This is a genomic window from Novosphingobium sp. NDB2Meth1 (assembly GCF_900117425.1).
In the GTDB taxonomy this organism is placed as follows: Bacteria; Pseudomonadota; Alphaproteobacteria; order Sphingomonadales; family Sphingomonadaceae; genus Novosphingobium.
Map to the genome: position 1 here is coordinate 114,209 of NZ_FPEH01000014.1, position 18,403 is coordinate 132,611.

At 65.9% G+C, this 18,403-nt stretch carries 15 protein-coding genes and 1 tRNA gene; 13 read left to right on the plus strand and 3 right to left on the minus strand.

The window, feature by feature from the left end:
• Positions 1-385: 385 nt before the first annotated feature.
• The 6 genes from NDB2M1_RS07555 (at position 386) to NDB2M1_RS07580 (ending at position 8,073) form a co-directional block, all read left to right on the plus strand.
• Complete coding sequence (locus NDB2M1_RS07555; protein WP_216233971.1) at positions 386-2,605, plus strand: ABC transporter substrate-binding protein; 2,220 nt, start codon at positions 386-388, stop codon at positions 2,603-2,605.
• A complete protein-coding gene (locus tag NDB2M1_RS07560) occupies positions 2,602-3,618 on the plus strand; it encodes an ABC transporter permease (RefSeq protein WP_216233972.1) in 1,017 nt (338 codons plus the stop codon). Before NDB2M1_RS07555 ends, NDB2M1_RS07560 begins: the two co-directional genes overlap by 4 nt.
• Positions 3,615-4,682, plus strand: coding sequence for an ABC transporter permease (locus NDB2M1_RS07565; protein ID WP_072381058.1), 1,068 nt, complete (start codon positions 3,615-3,617; stop codon positions 4,680-4,682). Before NDB2M1_RS07560 ends, NDB2M1_RS07565 begins: the two co-directional genes overlap by 4 nt.
• The gene (locus NDB2M1_RS07570; RefSeq protein ID WP_216233974.1) at positions 4,663-6,264 is read left to right on the plus strand and encodes an ABC transporter ATP-binding protein; all 1,602 of its coding nucleotides are present in this window, start codon (positions 4,663-4,665) and stop codon (positions 6,262-6,264) included. Before NDB2M1_RS07565 ends, NDB2M1_RS07570 begins: the two co-directional genes overlap by 20 nt.
• 98 nt (positions 6,265-6,362) lie before the next feature.
• Positions 6,363-7,202, plus strand: a complete 840-nt coding sequence (locus tag NDB2M1_RS07575) for a phytanoyl-CoA dioxygenase family protein (protein ID WP_072381062.1) — start codon at positions 6,363-6,365, stop codon at positions 7,200-7,202.
• 10 nt (positions 7,203-7,212) lie between these two features.
• Complete coding sequence (locus NDB2M1_RS07580; RefSeq protein WP_072381064.1) at positions 7,213-8,073, plus strand: helix-turn-helix domain-containing protein; 861 nt, start codon at positions 7,213-7,215, stop codon at positions 8,071-8,073.
• A 40-nt stretch (positions 8,074-8,113) separates the two neighbouring features.
• Here the strand turns inward: NDB2M1_RS07580 and NDB2M1_RS23100 are convergent, their stop codons facing one another.
• Positions 8,114-8,374: an Arm DNA-binding domain-containing protein gene (locus NDB2M1_RS23100; RefSeq protein ID WP_072381067.1), complete on the minus strand. Its 261-nt coding sequence runs from the start codon at positions 8,372-8,374 to the stop codon at positions 8,114-8,116.
• A 269-nt stretch (positions 8,375-8,643) separates the two neighbouring features.
• Positions 8,644-8,717: transfer RNA gene (locus tag NDB2M1_RS07590), tRNA-Gly, on the minus strand.
• 147 nt (positions 8,718-8,864) lie between these two features.
• Between NDB2M1_RS07590 and NDB2M1_RS07595 the strand changes: the two genes are divergently transcribed.
• From NDB2M1_RS07595 to NDB2M1_RS07625, 7 genes are all read left to right on the plus strand, one after another.
• The gene (locus tag NDB2M1_RS07595) at positions 8,865-9,575 is read left to right on the plus strand and encodes a glutathione binding-like protein (protein ID WP_072381069.1); all 711 of its coding nucleotides are present in this window, start codon (positions 8,865-8,867) and stop codon (positions 9,573-9,575) included.
• On the plus strand, positions 9,572-10,192 hold the full coding sequence (locus tag NDB2M1_RS07600; RefSeq protein ID WP_072381071.1) for a 2-hydroxychromene-2-carboxylate isomerase: 621 nt from the start codon (positions 9,572-9,574) through the stop codon (positions 10,190-10,192). The genes NDB2M1_RS07595 and NDB2M1_RS07600 overlap by 4 nt, the downstream gene beginning before the upstream one ends.
• Before the next feature lie 77 nt (positions 10,193-10,269).
• Positions 10,270-11,952, plus strand: a complete 1,683-nt coding sequence (bchE, locus tag NDB2M1_RS07605) for a magnesium-protoporphyrin IX monomethyl ester anaerobic oxidative cyclase (RefSeq protein ID WP_072381073.1) — start codon at positions 10,270-10,272, stop codon at positions 11,950-11,952.
• The gene (gene bchJ / locus NDB2M1_RS07610; RefSeq protein ID WP_072381075.1) at positions 11,949-12,524 is read left to right on the plus strand and encodes a bacteriochlorophyll 4-vinyl reductase; all 576 of its coding nucleotides are present in this window, start codon (positions 11,949-11,951) and stop codon (positions 12,522-12,524) included. Before bchE ends, bchJ begins: the two co-directional genes overlap by 4 nt.
• Before the next feature lie 90 nt (positions 12,525-12,614).
• Entirely contained in the window at positions 12,615-13,769 is a 1,155-nt protein-coding gene (locus NDB2M1_RS07615) for an iron-containing alcohol dehydrogenase (RefSeq protein ID WP_253185810.1), read from the plus strand.
• On the plus strand, positions 13,769-14,443 hold the full coding sequence (locus NDB2M1_RS07620; protein WP_083554723.1) for a TetR/AcrR family transcriptional regulator: 675 nt from the start codon (positions 13,769-13,771) through the stop codon (positions 14,441-14,443). The genes NDB2M1_RS07615 and NDB2M1_RS07620 overlap by 1 nt, the downstream gene beginning before the upstream one ends.
• Complete coding sequence (locus NDB2M1_RS07625; RefSeq protein WP_072381079.1) at positions 14,436-16,052, plus strand: AMP-binding protein; 1,617 nt, start codon at positions 14,436-14,438, stop codon at positions 16,050-16,052. Before NDB2M1_RS07620 ends, NDB2M1_RS07625 begins: the two co-directional genes overlap by 8 nt.
• Positions 16,053-16,100: 48 nt before the next feature.
• Here NDB2M1_RS07625 and NDB2M1_RS07630 read toward each other — a convergent pair whose 3' ends face one another.
• Positions 16,101-18,356 carry a TonB-dependent receptor gene (locus NDB2M1_RS07630; protein WP_072381080.1) on the minus strand — a complete coding sequence of 752 codons (2,256 nt, stop codon included), beginning with the start codon at positions 18,354-18,356 and terminating at the stop codon, positions 16,101-16,103.
• Positions 18,357-18,403: the final 47 nt, after the last annotated feature.

The window sequence follows — 18,403 nt, forward strand, 5'->3', positions numbered from 1 at the left end:
GGAGTAGGGCGTTTGTGGAACCACCCTCTCGTAATCCGGAAGGAAAGCTTTGGATTCGTCGAGGCCGGCGATCTCGAAGTGATACTGCCCGCGCTCCTCGTTCACGCTGATGTTGACCATGCCCTCCGCAAAGCCAGCCGGGTAACAATCGAAATCGGGCAGAGACCCGCGGCCCTTGGGCGTGAAAGCAAAGCGCGGCGCGAGCACCTGCGCCATCAGCGGGCTGGCCGCGATTGCCTTCAGCGTGTCGTTGATAGCTCTGCCACGATTGCCATTCTCTGAATTATCTTATCAATATGACATTGTGAAATCGCCAGTTCCCGGTAACATTGGCGTTCGGCAATATCTGCGCTTGGGGCTGCGCAAAAGCCGATTGTCATGACTATTGACTGAAGCAGTCAGGCCGCGGGCATCGCCCGGACCGACCGGCCGGCAGGGAGAGGGCCAGATCATTACCCTGCAAAAGCGACCCTTTGCAGAACCGGCCCGGCAGCGCGGCACGGCCCCGCGGGGCCTGGATACCCTGGCGCTGGCCGCCTCCCTGCTGCTAGCGGCTTGCGGCGATCATGCCGCCGCGCCCCACCCCGACCCCCGTCAGGATCCGGACGTCCGCGGGGCAATCGATTTCGACGCCGCGGCACGCACAGGACGCTTCACCACGACCGATCTGGTCGGCTTCCGCGCCCTGCCGCGCTACAGCGAGCCGGATTGGGTGACACGCGACTTCGTGCGCACCGGCCGGCTTCCCCCGGTGGCCCAGCGACTGCCGCAGGAGCCCCTGGTCTATGGCCCCGGCGCCATGCCCGACGGCCCCGGCGTTTACGGCGACGTGCTCCGCCAGGTGACCGGCGGGCGGCCCGAGGGCTGGAACTACAGTGCCGGGCAGTCGCAGGGCTGGGGGGGCATCGATCTCGCCACGATGGAGTGCCTGACCCGCACCGGACCGCTGTTCCTGGTCGATCCAGCCCGGCTCGAACCCCTGCCCAATCTGGCGCGCAGCTGGCAATGGTCGTCCGACGGGCACCAGCTGACCATGCAACTGGTAGAGGGCGCGCGCTGGTCGGACGGGCATCCGTTCACCAGTGACGATGTCATGTTCTACTGGACCGACAACGTGCTAGATTCCAACGTCAGTCCGCTCAACGGAGCCTCGCCCGACAGCTTCGGGCCGGGCACCAGGCTCGAGGCGCTCGGCCCCTACACCATCCGCTGGACCTTCCAGCGCCCCTTCCCGCGCGACTATCTTTACCAGATGGCCTACGGGAAGTTCTGTCCCGGTCCGGCTCACGTGCTGCGCCTGCTCCATCCGCGCTACAACCCGCGCAGCAGCTACCAGGCCTACAAGTTGGCCTTTCCCGCCAGCCGGATGAATTTTCCGGTGATGGGTGCCTGGGTGGTGACCGAGTATCGTCCGGACGACATCCTGATCCTGCGACGCAATCCCTATTACTGGAAGGTCGACGCCCGCGGCCGGCAGCTCCCTTATCTCGACGAAGTGCAGTACCGCCTGCTCGGCTGGTCCGATCGTGATATCCAGGTGATGGCCGGCGGCTCCGATCTCGCCAATGTCGACGCGCCCGCGACCTTCGCCGAGGTGCTGCGCGGCGCGGCTCGCCCGGGCGCCAGCTACCGTGCGGTCTTCGGTCCGCGGACGATCGCCTACGCCGTTCAGTTCAATCTCTCCGGAAACGGCTGGGGCTCGCCCGATGCCCGGGGGCAGGCCATCCGCCAGCTCAACCGCGATGTCCGCTTCCGCCGTGCCGTGAGTCGCGCGATGGACCGCGTGGCACTCGGCGCGACCCAGATCGGCGGGCCGTTCATCAAGCCCTACCCCGGCGGGTTGCTGGAGAGCGCGCCGTTCTACGACGCCGCCCCCCCCCGCCGCTACGGCTACGATCCGGTCGCCGCCCGTGCCCTGCTCGCCGAGCTGGGGTTGGTCGATCGCGACGGTGACGGCTTCGTCAACCATCCCGCCGCGCAACTCGGTGGGGCCAACGTCACCATTGTGCTGACTGCCAGTCCGGACAGCGTGATCGAGCGCTCGCTCGCCGAAGGAATCCAGTTGCTTGCGCGCGATGTCGGGCTGCGTGTCGTTCTCCGCTTCGCCAGTGGTCCACAGCGCGACGCGCTGCGGGCCAGCGGGCAGTTCGACTGGGTCCTCCAGCGCAACGAGACCACCGAGCTGAACACCGTGGTCCAGGGCGCCGACGCGCTCGCTCCTACGGGACCCTTCACGCATGCCTATCATCGCGCTGGTCCCTCGGGCCGGCTCGACCTGCTCCCGCACGAGCGGCGCATGCTCGATCTGGTCCGCGCGTTCATCGCCACGCCCGATCAGGGCCAGCGCCGCCGCCTGATGCGGTTGTACCAGCAGGTCTCTACCGAGAACGTCGATGCGGCAGGGCTGATCCAGTTCTCCGGCGGTGTGCTCATCGACAAGCGCTTCGCCAATGTACCGGTCGGCACGCCGGTGATCATGTTCAACTGGGCCGAGGATGCGATCATGCGCGAACGCCTGTGGGTGCCGCGTGCGCGGCAGAGCGGCTACGAACTGCGCCCGCACACCCTGCCGGGCTGTTTCGCCTGCGGGGGAGAAAAGCGATGAGCGTGCTGTGGTTCCTCGGCCGACGGCTGTTGGCAGCGGTGCCGACCATCGTCCTGCTCAGCCTAGTCACCTTCCTGATCATCAAGGCGCCGCCCGGCGACTATGCCGATACCCTGCGTACCCAGCTGATCAATCAGGGCGGCGCCAGCGTCGCCGATGCCGATGCCATGGCCCGCGCTTTCCGCGCCGAGCACGGGCTCGACGATCCGGTCCTGCTGCAATACGTGCACTGGATCGAGGGGATCGTCACCCGCGGCGATTTCGGATTCTCCTATGCGGCGAACCGCCCCGTGGCCGATATCGTCGCCGAGCGGCTTGGGCCGACCCTGCTGCTCGCGCTGACCAGCCATCTGCTGGCGACCGCGCTGGGTATCGGGCTGGGCGTGCTGGCGGCCATGAGGGCTGGCCGCTGGGTGGACAGCGCGCTCAACCTGTTCGCCTTCATCGGGATGACCACACCGCGCTTCCTGCTCGCGCTGATCGCGCTCTACGTGCTGGTTTTCCGGTTCGACGTCGCCTCGGTCGGCAGCTTCCAGTCGGCGCGCTACGTCGGTGCGCCATGGTCATGGGGCCGCTTCGTCGATCTGTTCGGGCACGTCTGGCCGGCGATCCTGATCGCGGCCTTGGGGGGCATCGCCTATTCGATGCGGGTGATGCGCGGCAACCTGCTCGACGTGCTCAACGCGCAATATGTCGAGACCGCCCGCGCCAAGGGCCTGTCCCCGGCGCGGGTCATCTGGCGGCACGCGGTCCCCAACGCGCTCCACCCGCTGGTCGCCTACCAGGGCGTTGCCTTGCCCTACATGGTCACCGGCGAGATCGAGGTGGCGATCGTCTTCGGGCTCGCCACGGTCGGTCCGGCGATCGTCGGGGCCATGGCAGTGGGGGACGTGTTCGTCGCCGCGACCTTCATGCTGGTACTCGCGATCACGCTCATCCTCGGCAACATCCTCGCCGATCTCGGCCTTGCGCTGCTCGATCCGCGGATCCGGCTCGAAGGACGCAAGGCATGAGCGCGGCCGGTGGCGATAGCTACGGCAGGTTGGTCTGGCGGCGTTTCCGCCGCTCGCGGCTGGGGATGACCGGACTGGGCGCGCTCGTCCTGCTCGGCGTGATCCTGCTGGTCGGCCCGTTCCTGGCTCCGCTCGATCCCGATCGCCGCTTTGCCGCCTATCAGCCGCCCAGCCAGATCCGGCTGGACGGGCAGGGGCTCTACGCGATCAACGCCCGGCCGACAGGACAGCTCGATCCGGTAACCTACCAGCCGATTCTCAGCCGTGAAGGCGCCCCGCGCGAGCGCCTTGGCCTGCTCGTGCGCGTTGCGCCTTATCGCCTGCTCGGCCCGCTGTGGATCGACCGCCGCCTGATCGCGCCGACCGCGCCGGGCGGGCGGGTGCACCTGATGGGAGCCGACCGGTTCGGACGCGACATCTTCTCCCGCGGGCTGGTCGCGGCGCGGGTGTCGATGCTGATCGCGCTCGCGGTGGGCACCCTGACCACGCTGGCGGGACTGCTCGTCGGCGCGACTTCGGGCTACCTCGGCGGCGCCACCGACCGCTGGATCCAGCGGGTGGTCGATTTCCTGCTCGCCTTCCCCCAGTTGCCGCTTTACCTCACGCTGGGTGCCTTGATCCCGGTCACCCTCTCCACGGGATGGTTTGTCGCGATCCTGATCGCCACCCTGTCGGTGCTCGGCTGGGCTGGGCTCAGCCGCGAGATCCGCGGCAAGACCCTGACGCTGGCACGGATGGACTATGTGCGCGCAGCGATCGCGCTCGGCGCCGACGACTGGCGCATCATTGTACGCCACATCGCGCCCAACCTGATGTCGCACGTGCTGGTGCGCTTCACCCTGACCCTGCCAGCAATCGTGCTGCTCGAGAGCTTCCTCGGCTTCCTCGGCCTGGCGGTGAAACCGCCGATGATCTCGTGGGGGCTGATGCTGCAGGACGTCAGTGGCTATGCTGCGATCGGCTCTCATCCCTTCATCCTGTTTCCGGTGGCCTTCGTCTTTGTCGCCGTCTTTGCCTTCAACGCTGTCGGGGATGCGCTGCGCGATGCCGTCGACCCATACTGAGTCCGCGCCCCTGCTCAGCGCCCGTGATATCCGCGTGACCTTTCGGGTCGAGGGCGGCTCGATCGAAGCTGTGCGCGGGGTCGATCTGGACATCCGCGCCGGCGAGATGCTGGCGCTGGTCGGCGAATCCGGTTCGGGCAAGTCGGTCACCGCCCGCGTGCTGATGGGCCTGCTCGGCCGCAATGCCCGGGTGTCGCCAGAAACCCGGGTCTGGCTCGACGGCAGGCCGCTGGCAATCGACGACGAGCGGCGGATGCGCACGGTCCGCGGCAGCGACATCGCCATGGTGTTCCAGGAGCCGATGAGCTCGCTCAATCCGATCTACCGGGTGGGCGACCAGATCGTCGAGGCGATAAAGGCCCATCGGCGCGTCGACCGGGCGGCCGCGCTGGCCCGGGCCGAGGATTTGCTCGGCCAGGTCCGCCTGCCCGATCCGGTCGCCATGCTCCGCCGCTATCCGCACGAGCTGTCGGGCGGGCAGCGCCAGCGCGTGATGATCGCCATGGCGCTCGCCAACAACCCCCGCCTGCTGATCGCCGACGAGCCGACCACCGCGCTCGACGTCAGCGTCCAGGCCGAAATCCTCAAGCTGATCCGCGCGCTGCAGGTCGAACAGGGCATTGCCGTGCTGCTGATCACCCACGACCTCACCGTAGTCCGCCACTACGCCGACCGGGTGGTGGTGATGCAGCGTGGCGCGCTGGTCGAGCAGGGGGAGACCGCCGCCCTGTTCGCCTCTCCGCAGCATCCTTACACCCGTCAACTGCTCGCCGCCGAGCCGACCGGCTTCGCCGTGCCGGTCGAACCCGGGCCGCCAGTGCTCGAGGGTCGCGCCGTACGGATCACCTACCCCGGGCGGACCCGTGCCGTCCCGGTGGTGGCGGTGCACGGTGCCGACATTGTGGTCCGGCGCGGCGAGGCGGTGGGCATCGTGGGCGAGTCGGGATCGGGCAAGACCACACTCGCCCTGGCGCTGACCCGGCTGATCGAATCGACCGGCACGATCGAATTCGAGGGCGCGCCGATCGATGGGCTTGACCGACGCGGGATGCGCCCGCTGCGCCCACGTCTCCAGATCGTCCTGCAGGATCCCTTCGCCTCGCTCAATCCGCGGATGTCGGTGCGCGCTCTGGTCGAGGAAGGGTTGATCGTCCACCGCATCGGCGTCGACGCGGCCGACCGGCTCACCCGGGTTCGCGCCGCCCTCGCAGCGGCCGGGCTGCCCACCGACATCCTGAACCGGTTCCCGCACGAGTTTTCCGGCGGACAGCGGCAGCGCCTGTCGATCGCCCGCGCGATCGCGCTCGAGCCGGACATGCTGGTGCTCGACGAGCCAACTTCGGCGCTTGACCTCTCGGTCCAGGCGCAGATCCTTGCGACGCTCAAGACCCTGCAGACGGAGCGCGGGCTCAGCTACCTGTTCATCTCGCACGATCTGCGGGTGGTCCGCGCGCTGTGTCAGCGGATCGTGGTGATGCGTCACGGCGAGATCGTCGAGGCTGGACCGACCCGCGAGGTGCTCGAGCGCCCCAGCCAGGACTACACCGCCCGACTGATCGCCGCCGCGTTCGAGATCCAGTAACCGGCGTGCGACAATATCGCATGTTTTCGCGTCATCGCCCGATTTTCGTCGCAGATCTTGCGCGCTAGGGTGCGACGATCGTTCCAGGGACCTCCGCCATGCTCGACAACAGCCACGATGCGCTCGATTTCTCGTTCGACCTCAACGGCTACCTCCTCTTGCGCAACGCGATCGAGCCCGAGCTGCTTGCCGAGCTGAACACGGCCTTCGACCGCTTTCCGGATCTTGCCAGCGGAGAGTGGTGGGGCAACGTCCAGCGGCTCGACAATGCCGGGCACGCCGGGGTCGAGCTGCAGAACATCGTCGAGGCCGGTGCGCCGTTTGAGGCGCTGATCGATCACCCTGCCTGGATCGCGCGTGTCGCCCGCTATTGCGGCGAGCAGGGCACCTACGTCGAGGGTCTGTTCATCGACGAGTGCTTCGCCTCGGTCCGGCGCACCGGCGGCTTCTTCCCGCTCCATTCGGGCGGGCAGGACGGCGTGGTGCGCAACCAGTTCCGCTACGTGAACGGGCAATTCCGCTGCGCCCAGGTCAACATTCTGCTGGCGCTAACCGACATCGGCCCCGGCGATGGTGCCACGCGGGTGCTGCCGGGCAGCCACAAAAGCAACATCGCTCACCCGATCTTCGCCCGCAGCTTCGACGAGCGGCGTGAGGAGGAGGACGAGGCTGTCGAGGGCGCGATCGAGGTCCATCTCCAGGCGGGGGACGCCCTGCTGTTCGTCGATGCGATCGCTCATGGTGCGGCCCGCCGGACGAACCCGGGCGACCGCCGGGTGGTGATTTACCGCTACGGTCCGAGCTGGGGCACGACACGGCACGGCTTCCGCTACAGCGACGAGCTGCTCGCCCGGCTGACCCCGGCCCGGCGACGCATCCTCCAGCCGATCCCCCCACGCATCCCCGGGGTTACCCGGGGCTACGGCGCCCAGGCCTGACTCCCGGGCTGTGGGCGGGTCTGCGGGCGGAACGCCAGCCGCACCGATCCTGGCGGGCGACCAGCGCCAGAGCACCGGCGCGGTATCGAGCGCGGTGCGCCCCGGCGGCACTGGCGACTGGCTGCTAGTCGCCACCTTGGACGGGGCAGGCATGGTGCGCGCCGGCGGATGCCGCCACGATCTGCTGCCGGGCGGCCTGCTTCTGTTCCAGCCCCATGCGCCGCAGGACTACGGCCATCGCGACGTCGACGGCGAGTGGCGCAATGTCTGGGTCCATTTCCAGCCGCGTGCGGACTGGCTTCGGTGGCTGGCATGGCCTAACCTGGCCCCCGGTGTGATGCGCCTGCGCCGACCCGATCGGTTGACCCGGCTTCGCCCGCTGCTGCTCAGGCTCGCCCGCGCGCTCGACGGCGGGGCGCTCGGGCGGCTCGATGCAATGAACCGACTTGAGCGGGTTCTGATCGAGCTGGCGGACCCGGTCGCGCCGGAGCGGCTCGATCCCCGGCTGCTCCGGGTGACCGCGCATATTGCGGCCGATCCTGCCGTGCCGCTCGACGGGCCCACACTCGCCGCCGTCGCCGGTCTGTCCCGCTCGCGGCTGATCGCGCTGTTCCGCGCGCAACTTGGCGCGACCCCGCAGGACTACGTCGAACGGGTGCGCCTGCTCCACGCTGCCGGCTTGCTGCAGTCGACCCGCCTGCCGCTCGCCGAAGTCGCGCTGCGCTCGGGCTTCGCCAGCCCCTACTATCTGTCGGCCCGGTTTCGCCGGGCCTTCGGCACGGCTCCAGGCCACTACCGGCGGGCCGCGCGCCAGGCCGCGAGCTCCGCCGGGGGCGAGCCGGCTCTCCCGATCCGCGGAGCGGAGAGTTGACGGCGGGCGCCGGCCGATGGCGGGGCAGGCGCATGACCGTTCATGCCCTGACCGCCGCCGAACGCGATTCGGCGCTTCTTGAACTGACCGGTTCGACGCTGCGCGGCGACGGACTGGCCATCTGCTGCAGCCTGATCAGTTCCCGCGCTTCCTCGCGCCGCCTGCGCGCCTCGCCCAGCCCGATTTCGGGATAGGTTCCGATGGCCAGCAGTTTTTCGCGACCATCGACACGATACTTGAGCCGCCAGAGTTTGCCCCCGGCTGGCGTGATCAGCAGGAACATGCCGCCGCCGTCTGCCAACTTGATCGCCTTTGCTCAGGGTTTTGCATTGCGGACGAGTACATCGGTCAGAGCCCCGGATTTCTTGGCCTCTCCTGGCTCTCTAGCACCAATATACCTCCAAGCGTTGGGGTATCGAGTGGGCCGTTTTGCATATACCCCCCAATCATACCCCCAGCAGAAGGTAGCTGGATGCGAACGCAGGTGAACGCTTGCGGCCTGATAACCTCTAAATACCTTGGATATTTGGGGCTTGTCTAGACGCCAACGGACAGCAGCGGACGGTAACGTGGAGCGGGTGAAGGGAATCGAACCCTCGTATTCAGCTTGGGAAGCTGCTGCTCTACCATTGAGCTACACCCGCCCGGGCGGCATTGGCCATGGCCTGCGGCGACGCCTGCCGTATGGCGGGATCGTTGGCGCGCTTCAAGTCCCTTTCGTGTTCGCGGCATTGCTTGTCGCGTGGCGGCGTGGAATGTCTGCAGGCAGAGGATGCCGACAGGAAACGGTAATGATCGAACTGCTGACCGCGCCGACGCCGAACGGGTGGAAGATTTCCATCATGCTCGAGGAATGCGGCCTGCCCTACGAGGTGAAGTGGATCAACCTCGGCAAGGGCGAGCAGTTTGCGTCCGAGTTTCTGGCGGTGAGCCCCAACAACCGCATCCCGGCGATCATCGACCATGCCCCCGCTGACGGTGGCGAGCCGGTTTCGGTGTTCGAGACCGGGGCGATCCTTGTCTATCTGGCGGAGAAGACAGGGCAGTTCCTTCCGGCTGACCTGCGCGGGCGCAAGGCGGTGCTGGAGTGGCTGTTCTGGCAGGTCGGCGGGCTGGGGCCGATGCTGGGGCAGCACGGGCATTTCCGGCTCTATGCGCCCGAGCGGATCGCCTACGCCACCGAGCGATACCGCAATGAAGCGCTGCGGCTGTATGGCGTGCTCGACAGGCAGCTGGCGCGCCATGAACACGTTGCGGGTGCCGACTATTCGATTGCCGACATGGCCTGCTTCCCGTGGATCCAGACGTGGAAGGCGCAAGGGATTCCGCTGGAGGAGTTTCCGGCGCTGAAGGCGTGGTACGACCGGTTGAAGGAACGCCCGGGGCTCTGGGCCGGAATGGCCGTGGGGCGTGACCGGATCAACAAACGGCCGCAGGACGATGCCGAAGCGCGGCGGGTGCTGTTCGGGATCAAGGACAAGGACGGGGAGCAGGGCGAATGAGCGTGCGCGTCGAGTTTTTCTATGACCTCTCCTCGCCGTGGACGCGGCTGGCGTTTCACAACTTCCGCGCCGGGATAGCGGATCGTGATGTGGCGGTGACTTGGCGACCGTTCCTCGTCGGCGGAGTGTTTAATGCCGTGAACCAGAGCGTCTATGAAAGCCGCGCGAACCCGGACAATCCCAAGTTCCGCCTGAGCTTCACGTGGCTGAAGGAATGGGCGCGGCTGGCGGGGCTCAGGATGAACTTCCCATCCGAGTTCCATCCGGTGAAGTCGGTCCATGCGATGCGCTTCTGCTGTGCGCTGGAGGATCGGCCGGAAGATCTGCTGCGCTTCAGCGAGGCGGCGTTCGAGGCCTATTTCGGCGATGCGCGCAATATCGACGATCCTGCGGTGCTGGAGGATATCGCCAACGCCTGTGGTTTCGATGGCGCGGCGCTGCGGGCGGCTTCAGCGAGTGACGAGGTGAAGGCGCGGCTCAGGGCCAACACCGATGAGGCCGTTGCACGTGGGGCGTTCGGTTCGCCGACGATATTCGTCGATGGGGCCTACATGTATTTCGGGAACGACCAGTTGCCGCTCGTGATGCAGCGCATCGATACGGCCGCTGCCGGCTGAGGCCCCAGTTGCGCTGGATCAATGATCCAGTATCCAAAACGATAGAGCCTTGATCTGTCAACCGGGAGTGACAGATCATGCGCATTCTTCTCGTTCATCCGAATTACCATTCCGGCGGCGCGGAGATTGCGGGGAATTGGCCGCCTGCCTGGGCGGCCTATCTGGCGGGCGCGCTGCGCGGCGCGGGCTACGACGACGTCCACTTCATCGATGCGATGACGGATCACGTCGATGACGAGGCCCTCGAAGCCCGCATCCGCGAACTGAAGCCCGATGTCGTCGGCACCACCGCGATCACGCCCTCGATCTACAAGGCCGAGGAAACGCTGAAAATCGCCAAGAAGGTCTCGCCCGCGATCATCACGATGCTGGGCGGGGTGCATGCGACCTTCATGTTCAAGCAGGTGCTGACCGAAGCGCCGTGGATCGACGTGATCGTGCGCGGGGAGGGCGAGGAAATCCTGCTCGACCTCGTCCGCGCCATCGACGACGGGCGCTGGCCGGTGGCGCGCCATGAGATCCAGGGCCTCGCCTTCCTCGACGGGCAGGACATCATCGCCACCAAGGCCGCGCCGACGGTGAAGGACCTCGAGAAGATCAAGCCCGACTGGGGCATCCTGGAGTGGGGCAAGTACATCTACATCCCGCTCGGCAAGCGGGTCGCCATTCCCAACATGGCGCGCGGCTGCCCGTTCACCTGCTCGTTCTGCTCGCAGTGGAAGTTCTGGCGCGATTACCGCATCCGCGATCCCAAGGCGGTGGTCGACGAGATCGAGACACTGGTGAACGACCACGACGTCGGCTTCTTCATCCTTGCCGACGAGGAGCCGACCATCAACCGCAAGAAGTTCATCGCGTTCTGCGAGGAGCTGATCGCGCGCGGCCTGCCCGAGAAGATCCAGTGGGGGATCAATACCCGTGTCACCGATATCCTGCGCGATGAGGAATACCTCGCGCTCTATCGCCGGGCGGGGTTGGTCCACGTCTCGCTCGGCACCGAGGCGGCGGCGCAATTGAAGCTCGATCTGTTCAACAAGGAAACCACGGTCGAGCAGAACAAGAAGGCGATCCGCCTGCTGCGCGAGGCGGACATTCTGGTCGAGGCGCAGTTCATCGTGGGGCTGGAGAACGAGACGGCGGAGACGCTCGAAGAGACCTACCGCATGGCGATGGACTGGAAGCCGGACCTCGCCAACTGGTCGATGTACACGCCCTGGCCGTTCTCCAATCTGTTCGAGGAGCTGGGCGACAAGGTCGAGATCCACGATTTCGACAAGTACAATTTCGTCACCCCGATCATCAAGCCGGCCGCGATGGACCGGGCCGAACTGCTCGACCGGGTGATGAACAACTACCGCCGGTTCTACATGCGCAAGGCGCTGTTTTCCTATCCGTGGCAAGGCACAGGATACCGGCGAAAGTACTTGCTGGGCTGCCTAAAGGCGTTCCTCAAGGCGGGTTTCCAGCGCACGTTCTATGATCTGGGCCGGGTGAACTACTGGGGCCCGCAATCGAAGAAGGGCGTCGATTTCAAGTTCGACCGCACCCGCACCAACCATCGCGCGGAAACGGGCGACTGGCAGGCGGTCGCCGAGACCAGCCGCAAGGCCGCCAAGCGCGAAGCGGTCGTCCATGAGGCAGCCGGCGTGATCAAGGCGTGCGGTGGTGGGACCGAGCAGCTAACCGACGAGGAGGCCGATGCGTTCGCCATGCAGCCCACGCGCGGTGATGCGCCGGGCAGGAGCGGAGCGCACATATGAGTGTGGTGGTTGGAAAAGTCGGCCCCAACGCGATCATCCAGCTGGCCGATGTTCTGGCCGACCGGCTCGGGCTGGACGAGCGCGCGGCAGCACTTCGCGCCGCAGGGCTCGCGCACTATCTGGCCTGCGATCCCGAACGGATGACCGACGAGCGCGAGGCAGCGGCGCTGCACAAGGTGGTGCAGGCGCGGCTGCCGCAGGAGTGGGACGAGCTTTCGTGGGAAGCGGGGGAGCGCACCGCCGGGTATCTGCTGGAGCATCGCATTCCGAAGCCGGCGCAGTGGTTGCTCAAGCGGTTGCCGCCTGCCTGGTCTGCGCGGCTGCTGCTGCGGGCGATCAGCGCGCATGCTTGGACATTCGCCGGTTCGGGGGCGTTCTCCGCACGGGTCGAGCGCGGCGCGATCGTGATCGAGATTGCCCAAAATCCCATCGCCATGCCGAGCTGCCCCTGGCACCGCGGTGTCTTTACGCGGCTGTTCCGTGAACTCGTCTCCCCGCGTGTGCTCGTGCTGCAAGAGCGCTGCTGTGCGCAAGGTGAACGGGCCTGCATTTTCAGGATCGGCTGGACCTGATCCCCCGTTGACCCGTATTCCACAAATGCTACCAGAGAGTATAAACATAGCATTGGTGGGAGAGCGGCGATGGTTACAGCGTCACAAGTCATGCTCACGGCAACGGAACGGGTCACGCTGGGTCAGCCAGCAGCCGAAGCGGTCGCGCAGGAAGCGGCAGCGCGCGGCGCGAGACGCGTGTTTATCCTCGCCAGCAGCTACCTCAACCGCCAGACCGACGAGATCCGCCGGATCGAGGCCGCGCTCGGTGATCGCCATGCCGCGACGCACGATGGTATCCAGCCGCACGCGCCGCGCAGCGATGTGCTCAAGGCCGCCGAAGCAGCGCGCGCAGTGGGAGCCGATCTCGTCGTCACCGTCGGTGGTGGTTCGGTGACCGATGCGGGCAAGATCGTGCTGATCTGCCTGAAGCACAACATCACGACGGTCGAGCAGTTCGACGACTACCGCGTGCGGGTGGACGATGTCGGCGCGATGGTGATCCCCGAGTTCGCCGGGCCGGACGTGCGCGCCATCTGCGTGCCAACCACGCTTTCGGGCGGCGAGTTCAATCCGCTTTCCGGCGCGACCGATGAAGCCATCAAGATGAAGCAGGGCTATACCCAGCGCGAGATGGTGCCGGTCTGCGTCGTGCTCGATCCCGCGATCACAGTGCACACACCCGAATGGCTGTGGCTCTCGACAGGGGTGCGCTCGGTGGACCATGCCACGGAAACGCTCGCCTCGTTCCTTTCCAACGACTTCTGCGACGGCATTGCCGACAGCGCGCTTCGCCTGCTCGCCGAAGGTCTGCCAGCGGTGAAGGCAAACCCGCACGATCTCGATGCCCGGCTCAAATGCCAGATCGGTGCGTGGCAATCGATGATCCCGATCATCGGCGGCGTGCCGATGGGGGCCAGCCATGCCATTGGTCATGTGCTAGGCGGCACCTGCGATGTGCCCCATGGCTACACCAGCTGCGTCATGTCGCCCTTCGTCCAGGCCTTCAATCTGCCGGTCAATGCGGAGCGGCAGAAGCGCATCAGCGCCTGTCTCGGTGATCCATCGAAGTCTGCCTCCGAACTGCTCGACACGCTGATCCGCGGGCTCGGCATGCCGCGTTCGCTGCGCGAGGTCGGCGTCAGCGAAAACCAGCTTCAGCTCGTCTCCGAATACACGCTCGACGACATCTGGGGCCGCACCAATCCGCGCACGATCAAGACGGCGGCGGATGTGATGGAAATCTTGCGGATGGCCATGGGCTGATGCACACCCTCGCACTCGCCACGGACATTGCGGACCTCATGGACAAACCGAAGAAGAAGCGCGCCGCGGCGCAGCTGAAGGATGAAATCACCGCGTACAAGCGGCGGCGCATCCTCGAGGAAGCGAGCCACTTCTTCTTCGCCAATGGCTATGAGGCGACGACGCTGGATTCGGTGGCGGAGCAGCTCAACGTCACCAAGCCCTTCATCTACTCGTACTACAAGAACAAGGGCGAGCTGCTTTACGAGATCTGCCAGACGGGTATCCAGCTTTCGCTCACCGCGCTGGAAGAAGCGCTGAGCGTCGAAGGCACCGCGAGCGAACAGCTCAAGATCGTGGTCGAACGCGTGGCGCGGATCATCATCGAGAACCAGCGCTACGTGACCGTCTATCTGCGCGAGGAGAAGAGCCTCACGCCCGAGGACGCGCGCCGCATCCGCGAGCTGCGCCATGCCTTCGACACCAAGCTCGCTGCGCTCCTCGAAAAGGGCAAGCGCAGCGGCGAGTTCGATGTGCAGCACCCCTCGCGCACCGCGATCTGGGTCTCTGGCCTGCTCAGCTGGATTGCGCTGTGGTACCACGAAGGCGGGCGCTGGTCGGCGACCGAAGTCGTGATGGACGCGATCACCATGGTCCAGAAGATGGTCCAGCCGGCAGGAGCCTCGCATGCCTGACGGAAAAGGCCACAGCGATCCGCGCGTGCTCGGCCGCCGCACCTGCGTGCTGCGCTATCTGCTGGATGACTTTGCCGCCTCGCAGCCAGATGCGGTCTATGCCGTGTTCGAGGACGGCGGGCAGTGGACTTATACCGAGCTGCGCGACCTCGTCGTGCGCAAGGCGGCGGGGCTGCAGAAGCTGGGTGTGAAGCGCGGCGATCATGTTGCGGTCTGGCTGCCCAATGGGCGCGAGGCGCTGATCACGTTCTACGCGATCAATTATCTCGGCGGCGTGTTCGTGCCGTTCAACACTGCCTATCGCGGTTCGATCCTCGAACATGTGCTCGCCAATTCCGATGCCACGGTGCTGGTTGCCCATGGCGGTTTGCTAGACCGGCTGGAGGCGGCCGATACTGCGGCCGTCACCACCATCGTCCAGCTGGGGGAAGGCAAGGCACCCGCCCGCTTTGCCGTCCATGCCTTTGCCGATGTGACCGGCGAGGAAGCCGATCTCGCGCCGCTCGACCGGCCGATCGAGCCGTGGGACACCCAGTCAATCATCTATACCTCGGGGACGACCGGGCCTTCCAAGGGCGTGCTGTCGTCCTACCTGCACCTCTACACCAACGCCGGGCCGGAGAGCTGGCACTTCGTCACCGGTGAGGACCGCTATCTCGTCAACATGCCGGTCTTTCATATCGGCGGCCTCGGCATTCCCTTCGTGATGCTGGCGCGCGGCGGTTCGATCGCGCTGATGGAGAACTTCTCCACCGACACTTTCTGGGATTTCGTGAAGCGTACAGGCTGCACGGTGGTGTTCCTGCTCGGCGTGATGGCGACCTTCCTGATCAAGCGCCCGCCGGGGCAGGAGGACCGCGACCACAGCGTCACCAAGGCCTTCATGGTACCGCTGACCGAAGCGGCGGGGCCCTTCCACGAGCGCTTCGGGATCGACGTCTACACCATCTTCAACATGACCGAGATTGCCTCGCCCATCGTGTCGGAGCCCAATCCGGTGAAGCTCGGCACCTGCGGAAAGGTACGGCCAGGCGTCGATGTCCGGCTTGTCGATGCCAACGACTGCGAGGTCCCTATCGGCACGGTGGGCGAGATGATCGTGCGCACCGATCGGCCCTGGGCGATGAACAGCGGCTATCACAAGAACCCGGAAGCGACCGCGAAGGCCTGGCGCAACGGCTGGTTCCACACGGGCGACGCTTTCCGCTGCGATGCGGAGGGCTATTTCTACTTTGTCGACCGCGTGAAGGACGCGATTCGCCGTCGCGGCGAGAACATCTCCTCGTTCGAGGTGGAAAGCGACGTCACCGCGCACCCTGACGTGCGCGAAGCAGCGGTGATCGGCGTGCCGAGCGAATACTCGGAAGACGAGGTCATGGCCGTGATCGCCCCGGTGCCGGGCGCGAGCATCGACCCGGTGGCGCTTTCGGAATTCCTTGCCGCGCGAATGCCCTACTTCATGGTGCCGCGCTATATCCGCGTCCTGCCCGAACTGCCCAAGACGCCGACGGCCAAGGTGATGAAGGCCGAACTGCGCGCGGAAGGGATCACGCCCGATACGTGGGACCGCGAAAAGGCGGGCATGCGGCTGAAGAAGGAACGGCTTTAGAGCGGTTGGCGGGGGCGTTTCGCTGAAACGCCCCCGGATCGACTGGCCTCAGAAATTCAGCCCGAAGGTCCCGCCGACCGTGCGCGGCGGGGCGACCGAGCCGACGCGGACGCTGTTGAACAGTGGAGCGGTGATGATGTTGTTGGTGATCACCAACTTGTTGGCAAGGTTGCGGCCCCAGATATCAACGTACCATTTGTTATTGGTCGGTGTGAAGCGCAGTCCGGCGTTGATCAGCGCGTAGGGCGCCTGCGTCGCATCGGCGTTGTTGAACTCGGTGAAGAAGACGCGGTCCTGCCAGTTCACTTCGGCGCGGGCGTTGACCTTGCCCGCAGTGCCGACCGGGATGTCGTAGTCGGCGCCCGCGCGGAACGAGAATTCCGGCGCGTTCTGCAGGCGGTTGCCCGCGACGCTGACCTGCCTGAAGCCCTGGCGGTAGTCACCCGTGGTGAAGCGGCGGTACTTGGCGTTGAGGTAGGTGCCGAACAGTTCGAGCGTCAGGCCTGGCAGCGGCCTCGCCTTGAACTCGGCTTCCACGCCGTAGTTGCGCGCCGAGGCGGCGTTGACCGTGGTGACCACGCTGCTTGCATCGACGAAGCCGACCTGCAGGTCGGTGTAGTCCATGTAGAACGCGGCGAGATTGGCCTGCAGCTTGCGGTCCGCGGTCGCGGTCTTGAGGCCGACCTCGTAGCTCCACACGTATTCCGGGTTGATCACATCGTTGCGCGAACCGACGTTGATCACGCCCGATTTGAACCCGCGCGTCACCGAGGCGTAGAGCAGCGTGGCATCGTTGGCCTGGTAGTTCAGCGTGACCGTGGGCGTGAAGGCGTTCCAGCTCTTGGCCTTGTCGGTGTTCACGCTGCCGAGGAAGTCGAACGTGCCGACGCCCTTGCGCCGTTCATGGCTGAAGCGGCCGCCGGCGGTGATCTTGAACTTGTCGCTCAGCGCGTAGGTGGCCTGAGCATAGAAGCCCAGCGCGTTGATGGTGACAGTGCCGTTCTGCAGGTAGTTGAAGTTGTCGAACGCATTGTCCGGGAAGAACGGCGGAATCTGACCGGCGAGCTTGAGCAGCACGGCCAGATTTGTCAGCGGCACGCGCACTTCGCCGTAGAGACTTTCGTGGAAGTAGTTCGCGCCGAGCAGCACGTCGAGCTTCTCGCTCTTGTAGTTGGCCACAACTTCCTGGCTGAAGGTCTTGCTGTCCTCGATGTAGTTGTTCTGGCCGAACATGTTGGCGTCTGACGCGTCGAGGTCGTCGCGGTTGAAGCGCTTGAACTTGTGGTAGGAGGTGATCGACTTCACGTTCCAATCGCCCTTGCTCCAGTCGATCGTGCCGGTGAAGCTGTAGCCATGGCGCTGGTTGAGCGGTTCCTGATCCGACCAGATGTTGCGGATGTTGGCCTTGCGGCCCGCAGCGGCTGCCACAGTGAACAGCGAACGGCCGCCGAGAATCGAGCCGAGCTGGTTCTCCGGCGCCACGGTCGGGCCGAAGTAATGGAACGCGTAGTTGCGGTCGTCCTCGTTGAAGTATTCGCCCGAGAGGGTGACTTCGAGGTCTTCCGAGGGCTTGGCGACGATCGTCCCGCGCACCGAATAGGCGTTGCGGTCGTCGATCTGGCTGCCAGTGAATTCGTTGATGCCATAGCCGTCGCGCTTGTCGAACTTGGCGCTGACGCGGGCCATCAGCTTGTCGCCGGCAATCGGTCCGCCGACCGCGCCTTCGAGCACGATGGCGTTGTAGTTGCCGTAGCTCGCGCGCAGATAGCCATCGAGGTGGTCGGTCGGCTTCTTGGTGATCAGGTTGATCGCGCCCGCCGTTGCGCCGCGGCCATAGAGCGTGCCCTGCGGGCCGCGCAGCACTTCGACGCGCTCGAGATCGTAGAAGCCCGAAAGCTGGGCGGCGGGGCGCGCGATCTGCGCGCCGTCCTGCAGGAATGCGACGCCGCCGTCCGCACCGAGGTCGATCGAGGTGAGGCCGATACCGCGGATGAAGATGCGGTTCACGCCGAATTGATCGCCGACCGAAAGGTTGGGGATGGCAACCGCCAGCGACTGGACGTCCTTCACACCGCCCACGCCGAGATCGGCAGCCGAGACGGCGGAGACCGAGGCGGCAACCTTGGAGAGCGATTCCGAGCTGCGCGTCGCGGTCACGACGATATCGGCAAGGCCTTCGGTCGGCGGCGGAGCGGTCTCTTCAGCCATCGCGGGCGCAGCGACCAGCGCGGTTCCGGCCAGCAGCACAAGCGCCACGCGGCGTGCTGCGGAATCGACACGAATCGAAAGGTTGCGGCGAACCATTGTTTTTCCCCTCATCCCGCGCAGCTTTGAAACTGCGTGCATTTTTT